We start from the raw sequence: 17,875 nt of genomic DNA on the forward strand, positions 1-17,875 counted from the left end.
CTGACCTTTTTTGACCGGTACAACCGAACCTGTTGACGCCTGCCTGGGCTTGTTGATGACCTCAATACCCTACCAGCGTTTATATGTGTGATCAACTTCACATATATTTTTCAGTTTATCACCAGAAGTGTAAAAACTGTAAAACCATGACCATTAGTTGTTTCTTATGTCTGCCTCTGTAAATACCCTTCCGCGCGTTATTATTTGCGGTGAAATTAAAAAAGAACGACATTTTTTTACAAGACATTCACAGCCGCTTTAATAATCAAGAGGCAAATATCCTGTTTCCTTAAAATATGTGATGAAGATAACTAAAACGGTGTTTTATTTTGATTGAATCATCATTCCAACGATCGCATCATAAGTCCGTCAGAACGAGTCAGGCCTCCTTCAAATGAAGGTTTAATGAGCCGAACTGTTTTATATCTGCTGTATGAATAACGAATCGCCTGACGTCAATGAGCAGCAATTCGTTGTATTAATTAGATTATTAATTATGACTTGTCCGCCGGCGATGCGCGATGAGATGTGAGGGTTGATGATGAAGATTAAAGCCGCGATTGAACGCATCCCCGGTGGGATGATGCTGGTTCCGCTGGTTCTGGGCGCAATTTTAAATACCTTAGCACCAAATACCGGAGCCTATTTTGGTGGGTTCACCAAAGGTATGATTACCGGCACAGTTCCAATTCTTGCGGTATGGTTCTTCTGTATCGGCGCCTCCATTAATTTACGTGCAACGGGCACGGTATTACGTAAATCCGGTACGCTGGTTATTACCAAAATTGCCGTGGCGTGGATTGTGGCGATGGTTTGCGCGATGTTTATTCCGGAAAACGGCATTCAGACCGGCTTCTTCGCGGGCCTCTCGGTGCTGGCAATTGTCTCTGCAATGGACATGACCAACGGCGGTCTGTACGCCAGCCTGATGAACCAGTACGGCACCAAAGAAGAGTCCGGTGCTTTCGTTCTGATGTCTCTGGAGTCCGGCCCGCTGATGACCATGCTGATCCTCGGCTCCGCAGGTCTGGCGTCCTTTGAACCACACCACTTTGTTGGCGCCGTCCTGCCGTTCCTGATCGGTTTTGCCCTCGGCAACCTCGACCACGATCTGCGCGACTTCTTCAGCAAAGCAACACCGGTTCTGATCCCGTTCTTCGGCTTCGCGCTGGGTAACACCATCAACCTGAATGTGATCCTCGACACTGGCCTGCTGGGTATTGTTCTGGGTGTGGCGGTTATCGTTATCACCGGTATTCCGCTGATTATTGCCGACCGTGTTATCGGTGGGGGGAATGGTACTGCGGGTGTGGCCGCCTCTTCAGCAGCAGGCGCTGCGGTGGCAAACCCGGTGATTATCGCCCAGATTAACCCGGCGTTCGAACCGGTTGCCGCTTCCGCTACCGCGCTGGTTGCCGCAAGCGTCATCGTCACCGCGATTCTGGTTCCGATTATTACCGCGCTGTATGCCAAACGCTTTGGTCAGGTCCCGGCAAAAGCCGAAGAACCGCAAGCGGTGGAGTCACTGCACCACTAACAGGTAAACCCTAAACGTTAGCCCTCTCCCCTACAGGGAGGGGGCTTTGTATTTATAGCAAGGAAGTCATTACAGGATAATAAATGACTTACAGCGGCGCCCTGGTCCGGCTGAAAATCGCCGAAGCGTTGACCGCAGGCCGTGGCGAGGCGCATGGATGCGCCGAGAGGGCGTGACCTACAGGGATGTAGGATCACGCCCGACCCTAAGCCTGCGGGAATAAGCTGAGGACAAAATTGCCGGGAGCAATTTTGGACAGCGCTTGCGCTGGCCCCGAAGGGGTGAGCCCCAGGGATGGGGCGAACAATCCGCGAAGCGGCGATTTTCTTGCCGGGAGCCGGGATTGTTAAGGGGCGCGATAGCCCCCTTAACACGTTCACAGTTGACGTTGTTTACAAAGGAGCGCTGCTCTGGAAGTGAACGGAAAAACCATCGGTGCCGCATATTCCCCCTCACCCCAACCCTCTCCCTCAAGGGAGAGGGGGCTAACCGTGCCAACCCTTACTCCCCAAACACCTCCCCCACCATCGCTTTTGCCAGCCTGGCCGCCGAACAAAGCCTCGGCATCCCCAATGCCACGTTCTGCCAGCTCTGCGTCACCGACCAGCACACCGGATGCCTGTCGGTATCACACCAGTCCCCCAGCCAGCCCAGCATGTCTTTATGATCGATAATCCCCGGCGTACCGGGCGTGGTCAGCCACTGGTGATAGAAATGTCGGGTGTTGGGCGCGGCGTTGATCCCCTGTGCCAGATAGTTCGCCACCATGCTGCACAGGTTATCTTTCAGCATGGCGCTGACGTCCGCATTCGCCAGCCGGCAGGCGTCACCAAACGCTCCCCAGCGCAGCTCCTCCAGCGCCACATAACCGCGCCCGGCCAGCGACCAGCCGTCATAGTGTCCGGCCCGCCAGCGGGTAAAAATCTGCTCGCTGTGAACGCCGGCCTGCACCGTTAATCCGCGCTGGGTTAAGGCTTTCTCTTTAAACTGCGCACGTTGCTGGAAATGGGCGGCGAGGGTTTCGTACTGATGCACCAGCCCGATGGCTGGCTGATTACGCAGGCTGGCCTGCTGGCGCAGGGTGGTGAGGATTTGCGTCATCCGGGTCAATGCCAGATGGCCGGGGTCAAACATCCCCGCCAGCTTCTCTGCCAGCCCGAGCCGCAGCACAGCATTTTCGCTGAACATTCCCCCCATGGCCCACTGGCGAAGCTGAGTCTGCGCCATGATCTCCTGGGTTAAACGTTCACGAAAGTGCTGCTGTTGCGACGCCACAGAGGTATGACGCTGCGCGTCAGCCCCCTGTACCAGGTCGACCATAAATTTAGGATGGATACATTCCAGCGTCCGTCCGGGACCGTCCAGTAAGTGTTTTGTCATGGTTGCTCTGCCGCGAATAGCGTTTGAATATCATCGCGTAACAGTCGGGTATCTTCCTGAATCCACGTCGCAGTGGTAATACATTGCTGCAGCAGCTGGCTGAGCGCCCGTGTGGCATGCTCATTTTGCTGGCGCACTGCGAGGCTATCACGCAAGCTTTCCTGTAATCCAGCAAGGCATAACGAGAATTCCGCAAAGAATGTTGCCATACCTGCTGTAACAGAGACATCGACCTGCGCCGCCAAAGCTTTACGAATTTGTTCACAAAAGTGATCTATATGCTGTTTAAATTTTTCATGAAGCTGTGACACGTTGATAACGTATCGCGTCCGCGTCATCACGTAATCTTCCCAGCCCCAGCCCGGATTGTTCAACCAGCGGGAGACCGTCTCGCGCAACGCGCTGCTGGCTCCCTGCGCCTGGCTGGCGGGCTGACTCTCCTGGGCGATAGCGTCGCTGAACAGGCTCCGGGTGTTGAAGTTAAGCTGGTTCGCCTGGAACGCCGGGAAGCTGATCCGCGCGCGGAAACCGGCGTGGCTTAACTCCTCTTTAATGCGCGTCTCAATCGGACGCATGGCGTCGTTCAGCGAGCGGGCCAGAGTGGTTTCCAGCTGGTCAAACCGCAGCGCCAGCTCGCGGCCGATTTTGGCCTGCGCATCCAGCATGATCGTTTCGCAGGAGGAGCGGATTTTGCTCAGCAGGATCTGCGCCTGGCCTTCATCCTCAAGCACCAGCTGGCCGGGCGTCGCTAATGCATCGGCATACAGCGTATGCGGATTAAACCCGGCCAGATCCAGCAAATTGTCCGGGTTGAAGATGTGCTCTACCGCAAGTTTGATATCGCTCTGCTGGGTGCTGATAAACAGATCGGTTGCCGTCAGCGCCTGGCTAACCTCATGCCTCACCTCATCGCTCACCGACGCCTGGCGGGACTGCAGCAGCGCCATATCCTCTTCCAGCCGGGCGATATTTAGCTCCAGCTCCTCAAAGGCCACCGTCAGCCCCTGATAGCGGAAATCCAGATATTCGCGGGCGTTCTGGGCATAGTTCAGCAGCTTATGTGACGCCGAGCGTAGCGCGTAGAGCGAGGCGTTAGCGTAGGCGGCGTGAATCAGCTTGCGGATCGGCTGCTCGAAGAGGGAGTCCTCCCACAGCAGATCGGCGGAGTGGCGAACATGTTCAATATCGTCCAGATCGGCAGTCCGCCAGCGGCGGCCCAGCGCGGCTTCGGCAAAATCCTGCACCCAGCGCTGCTCCTGGTGATCCGGCAGCTTACCGTGCTGCGTCAGCTCATGACGGGCGCGGTTCGCCAGGTATCCCCACATCGACGACACCGGGAAGATCTGGCCCGGAGAGATGTGGCCTTTCATCAGGGTGCCGGATATCATCGCCCGCACCTGCTCTTCATCGTCGCTGTTACGGTCTTTCTGATCGAATTTATTGACCAGCGCATACAGCGGAACCGATTTGCTGACGGCAGAAATAGCCAGCCGCACTTCGGCATCCGAAATCGACTTCAGCTGCGTATAGTCCATCACCGCCAGCACCGCCGAGGCACGTGAGAGCTGCTCGGTGAGCATTTTTTGCAGATGAGGCTGCCCGGCCTCGTTCGGCCCCGGGGTGTCCAGCAGGGTTAATTGCCCCAGATGCGCGTCCAGCCCGGCCAGATGAACAAATTCCACTTCAATAACCGGGATATTTTCAATTGCGGCATAGGCCGAAAACGGAAAATCGGTTCCCAGCGCCTGGGAAAGGCGCACTAAATCGTTAAGGTTTTTTAAACAGTTAAATATTGGCTGCGCACCCAAATAATGTTTTTCAAATGCCTCGCCGGATTCAATGCGCCCCAGCAGCGCATTCATATCTTTATCAATTTCAAGTTGCTGGGCCAGCTTGCCACGATCGAAATTGGCGAGCTTCTTTTGCATCTGTTTTATTAATGTATCGATCGGCGCCACGTGAGAAAAATGCAGCACCGGCTCTTTCTGGCCCGGGGTATGGCGGATCAGCGTCGGCAACGCGGTCATCGGGCGGTTGCGGTTGGGCAACACCTCGGTGCCCACGATGGCGTTGATGGTGGTGGACTTCCCGGCTTTCATGGTGCCCACGATCGCCAGCACCATCTCCAGACGGGTAATTTTGCGCAGCTCATTATTCAGCATCGACTGCTGCGCTTCTAAGCCACGGGCACTAAAGTGCAGAGGTAATATGTTACTGGTTTCGCCGGTAAGGGCCGACGTCGCGTTGTCCAGCATCGCAACAGGCATGGCGCTCAGCGCATCGAGATTCTGCAAGGAGAGTTGCAGCAGCCTTTCTGCTTCCTGGCTTAACTCAAATATTGTTTGTGTGTGCATGGTAAAAGCCTTCCCTTAACACAAATTTTATATAACCGAATTATTTTAAGAATGAAGGATCGGCTTATATGATTCCGTGTAGCAAATATGTTCGACGCAATATAATTGCTTGATGGCAATAAAATATATTCTTTCGGCGCGTAAAGCAGCGGAGCACGCTCCTTCGGTCAGGGAAACCGAAAGATAAAGAGCGTAGCTCAAATTGACGAAATTTCAGGATAAACCATCTTTAATCGCCCACCAAAAATGAGGGGTAATTCACCCCTTTGTGGATCGGGGATGGCTTTAAAAACATTTACGGTGAATATCATTAGCACCTTAACCTTATCTGAAATAGTACGGCGTATCAATTTGCCGCAATAAATATTATTGCTTTCATTCATAAGAGTTTCTCCTCCTGTGCCTGAGACTTATCATTACCTGAGTCACTGACAAACAATGTCACTGAAAACGCTTTTTTGGACAAAAGCGAAAAATAATATCACCGACAACAGTAAGGACATGCGCTATACTTGCCGCCTTTTTCGACAACCTGTCGATTTTTGGCGGGCCTTATTGCCGCCGGTTCGCACTATTTTGAGGAGAACACCATGCAGCTTCCACACTGTCCAAAATGCAACTCTGAATACACCTACGAAGATAACGGTATGTTTATCTGCCCGGAATGCGCTTACGAATGGAATAACGCAGAGCCCGCAGCAGAGAGCGACGAACTGATCGTCAAAGATGCCAACGGCAATCTGCTGGCGGATGGCGATAACGTCACCGTCATTAAAGATCTGAAGGTAAAAGGCAGCTCGTCAATGCTGAAGATCGGCACCAAAGTGAAAGGCATTCGTCTGGTCGAGGGCGATCACAACATCGACTGCAAAATTGACGGCTTCGGCCCGATGAAGCTCAAATCCGAGTTCGTGAAAAAGAACTGATTTGTTTTGTAGGCCCGGCAAGCGAAGCGCCGCCGGGCGCTTTTGCCGGATGCGCTCCGCTTATCCGGCCTACAAAAAGCGAACTAAACTTAACGGGCTTCTCTTACCTGAGGTAACGATTATGCCGTTAAGTCCCTACATCTCTTTCGCCGGCAACTGCGAAGAGGCCATCGCCTACTACCAGCAGGCCGTTGGCGCAGAACTCCTCTATAAAATGACCTTCGGTGACATGCCCAAAGACGACAACAGCGAAGAGGGCTGTCCGTCCGGCATGCAGTTCCCCGACTCCGCTATCGCCCACTCCAACGTGCGCATCGCCGGCAGCGACATCATGATGAGCGACGGCACGCTCAGCGGTAATGGCACCTACGCCGGGTTTACCCTGGTACTTGATACCCAGGACGTGGCCGAGGGCAAACGCTGGTTCGATAGCCTGGCCGCAGGCGGCACGGTTGATATGGCCTGGCAGGAGACCTTCTGGGCGCACGGTTTCGGTAAAGTGACCGATAAGTTCGGCGTTCCCTGGATGATCAACGTTGTTAAACAACCGTGATCCCGTCGGCGGGGGCCATGCCTCCGCCTGTCATCGCTTTCACCTCAACTCTTCAAACTCCCGCAACTAACACTTAACCTAAATGTCACATTGATCCGCCAGCATGAGGCCACATTCGAATCGAGGCCTCACCCATGCACACTGTCATCCGCGTCGAGAAACTGAGCAAGACCTTCCATCATAACAAGGCTCTGCATGCCGTTGATCTGACCGTCCATCAGGGCGAAATGGTAGCGCTGCTCGGGCCGTCCGGTTCCGGTAAATCCACCCTTCTGCGCCACCTAAGCGGCCTTATCACCTGCGATAAAACGTCGGAAAGCTTTGTAGAGCTGCTGGGCAACACCGTGCAGCGCGCGGGCCGTCTGGCGAGTGACATCCGTAAAAGCCGCGCCCAGACCGGCTACATCTTCCAGCAGTTCAACCTGGTGAATCGCCTGACGGTGCTGGAGAACGTGCTGATCGGCGCCCTCGGCAGCACCCCGTTCTGGCGCACCTGCCTGCGCTGGTTCTCCCCTGCCCAGAAGCAGGAGGCGCTGCAGGCGCTGGCCCGCGTCGGCATGGCCCATTTCGCCCACCAGCGCGTCTCCACCCTGTCCGGTGGACAACAGCAGCGCGTGGCGATCGCCCGGGCGCTGATGCAGAAAGCCAAAATCATTCTCGCCGATGAGCCGATTGCCTCGCTGGATCCGGAGTCGGCGCGCATCGTCATGGAGACCCTGCGCGACATCAACCAGAAAGACGGCATCACCATCGTGGTGACGCTGCATCAGGTGGATTACGCCCTGCGCTACTGCGAGCGCATCGTCGCCCTGCGTCAGGGCCACGTCTTCTTCGATGGCGCCAGCCATCAGTTTGATAACGAACGTTTTGACCATCTCTACCGCAGCATAAATCGCGTCGAAGAGAGCGCGCAGGCTGCTTAACGTCCCCACAATGAGGAATGGAAATGAGCTATAAAACGGTTGCCGCGCTGGCCTTCACCAGCATGTTCAGCATCAGCACCCTGTTAAGCCCGGCGTTCGCTGAGGAGCAGGAAAAAGCGCTGAACTTCGGCATCATTTCGACGGAATCACAGCAGAACCTGAAGCCACAGTGGGAACCCTTCCTGAAGGATATGGAAACCAAACTGGGGATCAAAGTGAACGCCTTCTTCGCCCCGGACTACGCGGGCATCATCCAGGGAATGCGCTTTAACAAAGTGGACATCGCCTGGTACGGCAACCTCTCCGCCATGGAAGCGGTGGATCGCGCTAACGGTCAGGTCTTTGCGCAAACCGTCGCCGCCGACGGCTCCCCGGGTTACTGGAGCGTGCTGATCGTCAACAAAGACAGCCCGATCAACAACCTTCAGGACATGCTCGCAAAACGTAAAGAGCTCACCTTTGGCAACGGCGACCCGAACTCCACCTCGGGCTTCCTGGTCCCTGGCTACTACGTCTTCGCCAAAAACAACGTCTCCACCAGCGAATTCAAACGCACGGTCAACGCCGGGCATGAAACCAACGCCCTGGCCGTCGCCAACAAGCAGGTGGATGTGGCCACCAACAACACCGAAAACCTCGACAAGCTGAAGACGTCCGCTCCGGACAAGCTGAAAGAGCTGAAGGTGATCTGGAAATCTCCGCTGATCCCGGGCGACCCGATTGTGTGGCGTAAAAACATCTCCGAAAGCACCAAGGACAAGGTGTACGACTTCTTTATGAACTACGGCAAAACGGCGGAAGAGAAAACCGTGCTGGAACGTCTGGGCTGGGCACCGTTCCGCGCCTCCAGCGACCTGCAGCTGGTACCTATCCGCCAGCTGGCGCTGTTCAAACAGATCCAGGGCGTGAAGGACAACAAGGGTCTGAAAGAGGAAGAGAAGAGCAGCAAGATGTCTGAAATTCAGGCCCAGCTGGACGATCTCGACCGCCTGACCGCCGCGCTGGGCGCCATGACCAGCGTGAGTAAAGCGGTGCAATAACCCTATACCCCTCACTCCAGCCCTCTCCCCATAGGGGAGAGGGTGTTCAGGTTCCCTCTCCCCTATGGGGAGAGGGTTAGGGTGAGGGGAACATAAACCAACGGAGTTAACATGCAAACCATCACTCTCCCACCGCCAAAGCGCGGCTGGTTCTCGCTGATCGGCTGGGCCGTTCTGCTGGCGGTGCTCGTCGTCTCCTGGAAAGGCGCGGAAATGGACCCGCTGACGCTGGTACGTGACTCCGGCAACATGGCGACCTTCGCCGCCGACTTCTTCCCGCCGGACTTCAGCCAGTGGCAGGACTACCTCAGCGAAATGGCCGTCACCCTGCAAATCGCCGTCTGGGGCACCGCCCTGGCCGTGGTGCTCTCCATTCCGTTTGGCCTGATGAGCGCCGATAACATCGTGCCGTGGTGGATTTACCAGCCGGTGCGCCGCCTGATGGACGCCTGCCGCGCCATCAACGAAATGGTCTTTGCGATGCTGTTCGTGGTCGCCGTCGGTCTCGGTCCCTTCGCCGGGGTGCTGGCGCTTTTTATCCACACCACCGGCGTGCTCTCCAAACTGCTTTCGGAAGCGGTGGAAGCCATCGAGCCCGGCCCGGTCGAAGGCATTCGCGCCACCGGCGCCAACAAGCTGGAAGAGATCCTCTACGGCGTCCTGCCGCAGGTGATGCCGCTGCTCATCTCCTACTCCCTCTACCGCTTTGAGTCCAACGTCCGCTCGGCGACGGTGGTCGGCATGGTGGGCGCGGGCGGAATTGGCGTCACCCTGTGGGAAGCGATTCGCGGCTTCCAGTTCCAGCAAACCTGCGCCCTGATGGTGCTCATCATCATCACCGTCAGCCTGCTGGACTTCCTCTCTCAACGTTTGCGTAAGCACTTCATCTGAGTAGCGAGGCATTGTTTTATATGCACTTATCCAGACATCCGACCAGTTACCCAACCCGCTGGCAAGAGATCGCCGCGAAGCTCGAAGTGGAGCTGCGTACCCACTACCGCTGCGGCGACTACCTGCCTGCCGAACAGCAGCTTGCCGACCGCTATGAGGTCAACCGCCACACCCTGCGCCGCGCCATTGACCAGTTGGTGGAGCGCGGCTGGGTCCAGCGCCGTCAGGGCATCGGCGTGCTGGTGCTGATGCGTCCGTTCGACTACCCGCTCAACGCCCAGGCGCGCTTCAGCCAGAACCTGCTCGATCAGGGCAGCCACCCTACCAGCGAAAAACTGCTCTCGGTGCTGCGTCCGGCCTCCAGCCACGTGGCGGACGCGCTGGGGATTTCGGAGGGCGACAACGTCGTTCACCTGCGCACCCTGCGCCGGGTCAACGGCGTGGCGGTCTGCCAGATCGACCACTACTTCGCGGACCTGGCCCTCTGGCCGGTGCTGCAAAATTTCACCAGCGGCTCGCTGCACGACTTTCTGTTCGACGCCACCGGGATCGCCCTGAAGCGTACCCAGACGCGGATCAGCGCCCGCCGCGCCCAGGCTAAAGAGAGCAAGGTGCTGGAGATCCCCAACATGGCGCCCCTGCTCTGCGTGCGCACCCTTAACCACCGTGACGACGAGGTGAACGCGACGGAGTACTCCGTCAGCCTGACCCGCGCCGACATGATTGAATTCACCATGGAGCACTGAATGCACTTCGATACCTCCACCCGTCAGCACTGGATGGCCGTGCTCGCCCACAGCCAGCCTGCGGCACTTGCTGCGCGGATGTCGGCCCTGAGCCTGACCCCGGTTTATGAGCTGATCCGCGCCCCACAGAGCGGGCTGGTGCAGATCCAGGCCCGGATGGGCGGCACCGGCGCACGCTACTTTGCCGGCGACGCCACCCTGACCCGCGCCGTGGTGCGCCTCGCCAGCGGCACGCTCGGCTACAGCTACCTGCTCGGGCGCAACAAAACCCACGCCGAGCAGTGCGCCGTCGTGGACGCCCTGCTGCAGGAAGCCCCCCATTTTCAGGCCCTGATGGAAACCGTTATTGCCCCGCTGGAAGCCGATCGCGCCGCACGCCTTGCTGCCCGTCAGGCCGAAGTGAACACCAGCCGGGTCGACTTCTTTACGCTCGTTCGCGGAGACAACGCATGACCCTTCATCCCGCTTTTACCCTCGCCGTGCAGGATGCCCAGCACAGTTTTCGTCGTCTGCTGAAAGCCATGAGCGAACCGGGCGTCATCGTCTCGCTGCATCAGCTTAAGCATGGCTGGCAGCCGCTGAACCTCGCCACCACCAGCGTGCTGCTGACCCTGGCCGATAACGACACCCCGGTGTGGCTGTCGGGCGCCGTCAGCAACGATATCGTCAGCAGCAACCTGCGTTTTCATACCAGCGCCCCGCTGGTGGATCAGCCCCAGCAGGCGGTGTTCGCCGTTGCCGACGAGCACATCAGCCACGAGCAGCTCAACGCCCTGAGCGAAGGCACCGCCGTGGCCCCCGAGACCAGCGCCACCCTGATTTTGCAGGTTTCCAGCCTGAGCGGCGGACGCATGCTGCGCCTGACCGGCGCCGGGATCGCCGAGGAACGGATGGTCGCCCCGCAGCTGCCGGAGTGCATCATTCATGAGTTGACCGAGCGCCCGCACCCGTTCCCGCTGGGGATCGACCTGCTGCTGACCTGCGGCGAACGCCTGCTGGCGATCCCGCGAACCACCCATGTGGAGGTGTGCTGATGTACGTTGCCGTCAAAGGGGGCGAGAAGGCGATCGCCGCCGCCCACGCGCTGCAGGAGCACCGACGCCGGGGCGATGACCAGCTTCCCGAGCTGAGCGTGGCCCAGATTGAACAGCAGTTGAACCTCGCCGTCGACCGGGTGATGACCGAAGGCGGCATTGCCGACCGCGAGCTGGCGGCGCTGGCGCTGAAGCAGGCCAGCGGCGATAACGTCGAGGCCATCTTCCTGCTGCGCGCCTACCGCACCACCCTGGCAAAGCTGGCGGTGAGCGAGCCGGTGAATACCGCAGAGATGCGCCTCGAGCGCCGGATTTCTGCCGTCTATAAAGACATTCCCGGCGGCCAGCTGCTCGGCCCGACCTACGACTATACCCATCGCCTGCTCGATTTCACCCTGCTGGCAAACGGTGAAACGCCGGAACTGAACACGGCAGAGCCGCAGCAGGATGCCGCCCCGCACGTCTTTAGCCTGCTGGCCAGCCAGGGGCTGGCGAAGGCGGAAGAGGACAGCGGCGAGGAGCCGGACGACATCACCCGCACCCCGCCAGTCTACCCCTGCTCCCGCGCCTCGCGCCTGCAGCAGCTGATGCGCGGCGACGAGGGCTACCTGCTGGCGCTGGCCTACTCCACCCAGCGCGGCTACGGACGCAACCACCCCTTTGCCGGTGAAATTCGCAGCGGCTACATCGATATCAACATTGTGCCGGAAGAGCTGGGTTTTGCGGTGAACGTCGGCGAAATGCTGGTGACCGAGTGCGAAATGGTTAACGGCTTCGTCACCCCTGACAACGACGCGCCGCACTTTACCCGCGGCTACGGGCTGGTGTTTGGCATGGGCGAGCGCAAGGCGATGGCGATGGCGCTGGTTGACCGCGCCCTCCAGGCGCCGGACTACGACGAGAACCTCTCAGGCCCGGCGCAGGACGAGGAGTTCGTGCTGGCCCACGCGGATAACGTCGAGGCTGCCGGGTTCGTCTCGCACCTCAAGCTGCCGCACTACGTCGATTTCCAGGCTGAACTGGAGCTGCTTAAACGTCTGCAACAGGAGCGCAAAAATGGCTAACCTCAGCGGCTACAACTTTGCTTATCTGGATGAGCAAACCAAACGCATGATCCGCCGCGCCATTTTAAAAGCGGTAGCCATCCCCGGCTATCAGGTGCCGTTTGGTGGCCGTGAAATGCCCATGCCTTACGGCTGGGGCACCGGCGGCATTCAGATCACCGCCAGCGTGATTGGCGAGGCGGACGTGCTGAAGGTCATCGACCAGGGGGCCGACGACACCACCAACGCCGTGTCGATCCGCCAGTTCTTTCAGCGCGTCACCGGGGTCAACACCACCGAGCGCACCGAAGACGCCACCCTGATCCAGACCCGCCACCGCATCCCGGAAACCCCGCTCACCGAAGATCAGATTTTGATTTTCCAGGTGCCGATCCCGGAGCCGCTGCGCTTTATCGAGCCGCGCGAGACCGAAACCCGCACCATGCACGCCCTGGAAGAGTACGGCGTGATGCAGGTGAAGCTGTACGAGGACATCGCCCGCTTCGGCCATATCGCCACCACCTACGCCTACCCGGTGAAGGTCAACGGCCGCTACGTCATGGACCCGTCGCCGATCCCGAAATTCGATAACCCGAAGATGGACATGATGCCTGCCCTGCAGCTGTTCGGTGCCGGGCGCGAGAAACGCATCTACGCCGTGCCGCCCTACACGCGTGTTGAAAGCCTCGATTTCGACGACCACCCGTTTACCGTGCAGGAGTGGGACGAGCCCTGCGCCATCTGCGGATCGAAACACAGCTATCTGGATGAAGTGGTGCTGGATGACACCGGCAAGCGGATGTTTGTCTGCTCCGACACCGATTTTTGCCGCCAACAGAGCGAGGCCAACAGCCAATGAAACCGCTGCTTTCGGTCAATAACCTGACCCACCTTTATGCGCCGGGCAAAGGCTTCAGCGACGTGTCGTTCGACCTGTGGCCGGGCGAAGTGCTGGGGATTGTCGGCGAGTCCGGTTCCGGCAAAACCACCCTGCTGAAGTCCATCTCCGCCCGTCTGGCCCCGCAGAACGGCGACATTCTCTATGACGGCGATTCGCTGTACGGCATGAGCGAGGCGGAGCGCCGCCGCCTGCTGCGCACCGAATGGGGCGTGGTGCACCAGCATCCGATGGACGGCCTGCGCCGCCAGGTGTCGGCGGGGGGCAATATCGGCGAACGGCTGATGGCCACCGGCGCGCGTCATTACGGCGAGATCCGCGCGACGGCGAAACACTGGCTCGAGGAGGTGGAGATCCCATCCTCGCGCATCGACGACCTGCCCACCACCTTCTCCGGCGGCATGCAGCAGCGTCTGCAGATCGCCCGCAACCTGGTCACCCATCCGAAGCTGGTGTTTATGGACGAACCCACCGGCGGGCTCGACGTCTCGGTGCAGGCCCGTCTGCTGGATCTGCTGCGTGGTCTGGTGGTGGAGCTGAACCTGGCGGTGGTGATTGTCACCCACGATCTGGGCGTCGCCCGCCTGCTGGCGGACCGTCTGCTGGTGATGAAGAGCGGCGAGGTGGTGGAAAGTGGGCTGACCGACCGGGTGCTCGACGACCCGCATCACCCTTACACCCAGCTGCTGGTGTCGTCCGTTTTGCAGAATTGAGATTGCTGTTGCCCGGCGGCGCTTCGCTTGCACGGGCCTACGATTTTGTAGGCCGGGTAAGGCGTAGCCGCCACCCGGCAATAAATCCAGCACCTTGTAGGCCGGGTAAGGCGCAGCCGCCACCCGGCAATAAATCCAGCACCTTGTAGGCCGGGTAAGGCGCAGCCGCCACCCGGCAATAAATCCAGCACCTTGTAGGCCGGGTAAGCGAAGCGCCACCCGGCATCCCGAACCACGAGGCCAACATGATCCGCGTTGAAAACGTCAGTAAGACCTTTGTACTCCACCAGCAAAACGGCGTCCGCCTGCCGGTGCTGCAAAACGCCTCCCTTGAGGTAAAAAATGGTGAATGCGTGGTGCTGCACGGCCACTCCGGCAGCGGTAAATCGACCCTGCTGCGCTCGCTGTACGCCAACTATCTGCCGGACGAAGGCCACATCCATATCCGCCACGGCGACGAATGGGTGGATCTGGTGCAGGCCCCGGCGCGCAAGGTGCGCGATGTGCGCCGTACCACCATCGGCTGGGTCAGCCAGTTTTTACGGGTGATCCCGCGCGTTCCGGCGCTGGAAGTGGTGATGCAGCCCCTGCTGGATCTCGGCGTGCCGCGCGACACCTGCGCCGCCAAGGCCGCCAGCCTGTTGACGCGCCTCAACGTGCCGGAGCGCCTGTGGCATCTCGCCCCCTCCACCTTTTCCGGCGGGGAGCAGCAGCGGGTGAACATCGCCCGCGGCTTTATCGTCGATTACCCGATTTTACTGCTCGATGAACCGACCGCCTCGCTGGATGCGAAAAACAGCGCCGCGGTCATGGAACTGATCGAAGAAGCCAAAGCGCGCGGCGCGGCGATCGTCGGGATCTTCCACGACGACGCCGTGCGGGATCGCGTGGCGGATCGTCTGCACCCGATGGGGATCACAGCATGATCGTAAACAACGTAAAACTGGTGCTGGAAAACGAGGTCGTTGACGGCTCCATCGACGTTCAGGACGGCGTCATTCGCGCCTTTGCCGAAACCCAGAGCCGCCTGCCCGAGGCGATGGACGGCGAAGGCGGCTGGCTGCTGCCGGGGCTGATCGAGCTGCACACCGACAACATGGACAAGTTCTTCACCCCGCGCCCCAAAGTTGACTGGCCCGCCCATTCGGCGATGAGCAGCCACGACGGGATGATGGTCGCCAGCGGCATCACCACCGTGCTGGACGCGGTGGCGATTGGCGACGTGCGCGACGGCGGCGACCGTCTGGAGAATCTGGAGAAGATGATCAACGCCGTGGAAGAGACGCAGAAGCGCGGCCTCAACCGCGCCGAGCACCGTCTGCACCTGCGCTGCGAACTGCCCCATCACACCACCCTGCCGCTGTTCGAGAAACTGGCGGGCCGCGAGCCGGTGACCCTGGTATCGCTGATGGACCACTCCCCAGGCCAGCGCCAGTTCGCCAACATCGAAAAGTATCGCGAATACTATCAGGGCAAGTACTCCCTCAACGACGCGCAGATGGCGCGCTATGAAGAGGAGCAGCTGGCGCTTGCCGCCCGCTGGTCGCAGCCCAATCGTCAGGCCATTGCCGCGCTGTGCCGGGAGCGCAATATCGCTCTTGCCAGCCATGACGACGCCACCGCGGATCATGTCCGGGAATCCCACCAGCTTGGCAGCGTTATCGCCGAATTTCCCACCACGTTCGAAGCCGCAGAGGCTTCGCGCCAGCACGGAATGAACGTGCTGATGGGCGCCCCGAACATCGTGCGCGGCGGATCGCACTCCGGCAACGTGGCGGCAAGCAGGCTGGCGTCCCTCGGCCTGCTGGATATCCTGTCGTCCGATTACTACCCCGCCAGCCTGCTGGATGCCGCGTTCCGCGTGGCGGATGACGAAGGTAACGGATTTACCCTGCCGCAGGCGATCCGCCTGGTGACCCGAAACCCGGCGCAGGCGCTGAGCCTGCACGATCGCGGGGTGATTGGCGAAGGCAAGCGGGCCGACCTGGTGCTGGCGCACCGTAAAGGCGAGCATATTCATATCGACCACGTCTGGCGTCAGGGAAAACGGGTGTTCTGATGGGAAGAGTGATCTGGTTAATGGGGCCGTCCGGCTCCGGAAAGGACAGCCTGCTGGCGGCGTTGCGCCAGCAGTCACAGCCGCAGATGCTGGTGGCGCATCGCTACATTACCCGCCCTGCCAGCGCCGGGAGCGAAAACCATATCGCCCTCAGCGAGCCCGAGTTTTTTACCCGCGCCGGGCAGCAGCTGTTTGCCCTGAGCTGGCACGCCAACGGCTATTATTATGGGGTGGGCCTGGAGATCGACCTGTGGCTGCACGCCGGGTTTGACGTGGTGGTAAACGGCTCGCGCGCCCATCTGCCCCAGGCGCAGGCGCGGTATGCGCAGGCATTGCTGCCGATCTGCCTGCAGGTGTCGCCGGAGATCCTGCGTCAACGCCTGCAGGACCGGGGTCGGGAGAGCGCAAAAGAGATCGACCAGCGGCTGGAGCGCGCCGCCCGCTATACGCCCTCCCACTGCCCTGTTCTGAATAACGACGGAAGTTTGCACCAGTCTGTCGATAACTTCCTGTCACTCATTAGCCAGAAGGAGAAAAACCATGCCTGAGTGTGAGTTGCGTCCCGCCACCCCGGAGGACGTCGATGCGGTCTATGGCCTGATCTGCGAATTAAAACAGGCGGAACTTGACCGCTCGGCGTTTCATGCCGGGTTCGCGGCCAATCTGCAGGATCACAATATGCGTTACCAGCTGGCCGAACGGGATGGACACATCATCGGGATGATCGGCCTGCACATGCAGTTTCATCTCCATCACGCCAACTGGATCGGCGAAATCCAGGAGCTGGTGGTGATGCCCCAGGCGCGCGGCCTGAAGGTTGGCAGCCAGCTGCTGGCCTGGGCGGAAGAGGAGGCCCGCCATGCCGGGGCGGAGATGACCGAGCTTTCCACCAGCGTCAGGCGCCTCGACGCGCACCGTTTTTATCTTCGTGAAGGGTACACACAGAGCCATTTCCGCTTTACCAAACCGCTGTAAGGGGGCGCTATGAGTCTGACCATAACGTTAACGGGAACCGGTGGCGCCCAGCTGGTGCCCGCCTTTGGCTGCGACTGTCCGGCCTGTCGCCGGGCGCGTTTGCAGGAGGATCATCGCCGTCGCCCCTGTAGCGCGGTGGTCAAATTCAATGATGCGGTGACGCTGCTTGATGCGGGGATCACACACCTGATGGACGACTGGCCGGCGGGCAGTTTTCAGCAGATTTTGCTCACCCATTACCACATGGATCATGTTCAGGGGCTGTTCCCGCTGCGCTGGGGGGTGGGGGCAACCATTCCGGTGTACGGCCCGCCGGATGAAAGCGGCTGCGACGATCTGTTTAAGCACCCCGGCATCCTCGACTTTAGCCACACCCTGGAGCCCTTTATGGTGTTTGAACTGCAGGGTCTGCGGGTAACGCCGCTGCCGCTCAACCATTCGAAGCTGACCTTTGGCTATCTGCTGGAGAGCGCCCACAGCCGGGTGGCATGGCTGTCCGATACCGCCGGGCTGCCGGATAAAACGGTGAAGTTTTTACTCAACAACCAGCCGCAGGCTATCATGATTGACTGCAGCCACCCGCCGCGGGAAGAGACGCCGCGCAACCATTGCGACCTGAATACGGTTATCGCGCTCAATCAGGTGATTGGCTGTCCGCAGGTGATCCTGACCCATATCAGCCATGAGTTTGACGTCTGGATGATGGACAACCCGCTGCCGGAGGGGTTTGAGGCGGGGTATGACGGGATGGTATTGATGCTGGATTGAGGCATCGCATCGCCCGGCGGCGCTGCGCTTACCCG

General features: G+C 59.4%; 20 protein-coding genes. 17 read left to right on the plus strand and 3 right to left on the minus strand.

The window, feature by feature from the left end:
- The first annotated feature begins 541 nt into the window (after positions 1-541).
- Positions 542-1,537, plus strand: a complete 996-nt coding sequence (kdgT, locus tag K5I40_RS10295) for a 2-keto-3-deoxygluconate transporter (protein ID WP_039028389.1) — start codon at positions 542-544, stop codon at positions 1,535-1,537.
- Positions 1,538-2,038: 501 nt separating this feature from the next.
- On the opposite strand, the gene K5I40_RS10300 is transcribed toward kdgT, so the two are convergent.
- The 3 genes from K5I40_RS10300 to K5I40_RS10310 all read right to left on the minus strand — a co-directional run bounded on the left by K5I40_RS10300 (position 2,039) and on the right by K5I40_RS10310 (position 5,654).
- Entirely contained in the window at positions 2,039-2,917 is an 879-nt protein-coding gene (locus K5I40_RS10300) for a diguanylate cyclase regulator RdcB family protein (protein ID WP_039028388.1), read from the minus strand.
- The gene (crfC, locus tag K5I40_RS10305; RefSeq protein WP_223074493.1) at positions 2,914-5,271 is read right to left on the minus strand and encodes a clamp-binding protein CrfC; all 2,358 of its coding nucleotides are present in this window, start codon (positions 5,269-5,271) and stop codon (positions 2,914-2,916) included. Before crfC ends, K5I40_RS10300 begins: the two co-directional genes overlap by 4 nt.
- Before the next feature lie 197 nt (positions 5,272-5,468).
- Positions 5,469-5,654, minus strand: a complete 186-nt coding sequence (locus K5I40_RS10310) for a hypothetical protein (RefSeq protein WP_039028386.1) — start codon at positions 5,652-5,654, stop codon at positions 5,469-5,471.
- A 207-nt stretch (positions 5,655-5,861) separates the two neighbouring features.
- On the opposite strand from K5I40_RS10310, the gene K5I40_RS10315 reads away from it, so the two are divergent.
- The 16 genes from K5I40_RS10315 to phnP all read left to right on the plus strand — a co-directional run bounded on the left by K5I40_RS10315 (position 5,862) and on the right by phnP (position 17,840).
- Positions 5,862-6,197, plus strand: a complete 336-nt coding sequence (locus tag K5I40_RS10315) for a zinc ribbon domain-containing protein YjdM (RefSeq protein ID WP_039028385.1) — start codon at positions 5,862-5,864, stop codon at positions 6,195-6,197.
- A 121-nt stretch (positions 6,198-6,318) separates the two neighbouring features.
- Positions 6,319-6,750, plus strand: a complete 432-nt coding sequence (gene yjdN / locus K5I40_RS10320; protein WP_138370056.1) for a VOC family metalloprotein YjdN — start codon at positions 6,319-6,321, stop codon at positions 6,748-6,750.
- A gap of 134 nt (positions 6,751-6,884) precedes the next feature.
- Positions 6,885-7,673 carry a phosphonate ABC transporter ATP-binding protein gene (phnC, locus tag K5I40_RS10325; RefSeq protein WP_039028383.1) on the plus strand — a complete coding sequence of 263 codons (789 nt, stop codon included), beginning with the start codon at positions 6,885-6,887 and terminating at the stop codon, positions 7,671-7,673.
- A 23-nt stretch (positions 7,674-7,696) separates the two neighbouring features.
- Positions 7,697-8,713, plus strand: a complete 1,017-nt coding sequence (gene phnD / locus K5I40_RS10330; RefSeq protein WP_223074494.1) for a phosphonate ABC transporter substrate-binding protein — start codon at positions 7,697-7,699, stop codon at positions 8,711-8,713.
- A 111-nt stretch (positions 8,714-8,824) separates the two neighbouring features.
- Complete coding sequence (gene phnE, locus K5I40_RS10335) at positions 8,825-9,604, plus strand: phosphonate ABC transporter, permease protein PhnE (protein WP_039028381.1); 780 nt, start codon at positions 8,825-8,827, stop codon at positions 9,602-9,604.
- 20 nt (positions 9,605-9,624) lie between these two features.
- Positions 9,625-10,350 (plus strand): phosphonate metabolism transcriptional regulator PhnF, encoded by a 726-nt coding sequence (gene phnF / locus K5I40_RS10340; RefSeq protein ID WP_039028380.1) that lies wholly within the window; start codon positions 9,625-9,627, stop codon positions 10,348-10,350.
- Entirely contained in the window at positions 10,351-10,803 is a 453-nt protein-coding gene (gene phnG, locus K5I40_RS10345) for a phosphonate C-P lyase system protein PhnG (protein ID WP_039028379.1), read from the plus strand.
- Positions 10,800-11,384, plus strand: a complete 585-nt coding sequence (gene phnH, locus K5I40_RS10350; protein ID WP_039028378.1) for a phosphonate C-P lyase system protein PhnH — start codon at positions 10,800-10,802, stop codon at positions 11,382-11,384. Before phnG ends, phnH begins: the two co-directional genes overlap by 4 nt.
- Positions 11,384-12,448 (plus strand): carbon-phosphorus lyase complex subunit PhnI, encoded by a 1,065-nt coding sequence (locus K5I40_RS10355; protein WP_223074495.1) that lies wholly within the window; start codon positions 11,384-11,386, stop codon positions 12,446-12,448. The genes phnH and K5I40_RS10355 overlap by 1 nt, the downstream gene beginning before the upstream one ends.
- Complete coding sequence (phnJ, locus tag K5I40_RS10360) at positions 12,441-13,286, plus strand: alpha-D-ribose 1-methylphosphonate 5-phosphate C-P-lyase PhnJ (protein ID WP_039028376.1); 846 nt, start codon at positions 12,441-12,443, stop codon at positions 13,284-13,286. The genes K5I40_RS10355 and phnJ overlap by 8 nt, the downstream gene beginning before the upstream one ends.
- Positions 13,283-14,038 carry a phosphonate C-P lyase system protein PhnK gene (gene phnK, locus K5I40_RS10365; protein WP_039028375.1) on the plus strand — a complete coding sequence of 252 codons (756 nt, stop codon included), beginning with the start codon at positions 13,283-13,285 and terminating at the stop codon, positions 14,036-14,038. Before phnJ ends, phnK begins: the two co-directional genes overlap by 4 nt.
- Positions 14,039-14,283: 245 nt before the next feature.
- Positions 14,284-14,964 carry a phosphonate C-P lyase system protein PhnL gene (gene phnL / locus K5I40_RS10370; protein ID WP_138370051.1) on the plus strand — a complete coding sequence of 227 codons (681 nt, stop codon included), beginning with the start codon at positions 14,284-14,286 and terminating at the stop codon, positions 14,962-14,964.
- Entirely contained in the window at positions 14,961-16,097 is a 1,137-nt protein-coding gene (phnM, locus tag K5I40_RS10375; protein ID WP_223074496.1) for an alpha-D-ribose 1-methylphosphonate 5-triphosphate diphosphatase, read from the plus strand. The genes phnL and phnM overlap by 4 nt, the downstream gene beginning before the upstream one ends.
- On the plus strand, positions 16,094-16,645 hold the full coding sequence (gene phnN, locus K5I40_RS10380) for a ribose 1,5-bisphosphokinase (protein WP_138370049.1): 552 nt from the start codon (positions 16,094-16,096) through the stop codon (positions 16,643-16,645). Before phnM ends, phnN begins: the two co-directional genes overlap by 4 nt.
- Positions 16,638-17,072: an aminoalkylphosphonate N-acetyltransferase gene (phnO, locus tag K5I40_RS10385; protein WP_039028371.1), complete on the plus strand. Its 435-nt coding sequence runs from the start codon at positions 16,638-16,640 to the stop codon at positions 17,070-17,072. The genes phnN and phnO overlap by 8 nt, the downstream gene beginning before the upstream one ends.
- A 9-nt stretch (positions 17,073-17,081) precedes the next feature.
- Positions 17,082-17,840, plus strand: a complete 759-nt coding sequence (gene phnP, locus K5I40_RS10390) for a phosphonate metabolism protein PhnP (protein WP_223074497.1) — start codon at positions 17,082-17,084, stop codon at positions 17,838-17,840.
- Positions 17,841-17,875 lie beyond the last annotated feature (35 nt).

Source organism: Leclercia sp. LTM14 (genome assembly GCF_023736175.1).
Taxonomy (GTDB): Bacteria; Pseudomonadota; Gammaproteobacteria; order Enterobacterales; family Enterobacteriaceae; genus Enterobacter; species Enterobacter barmai.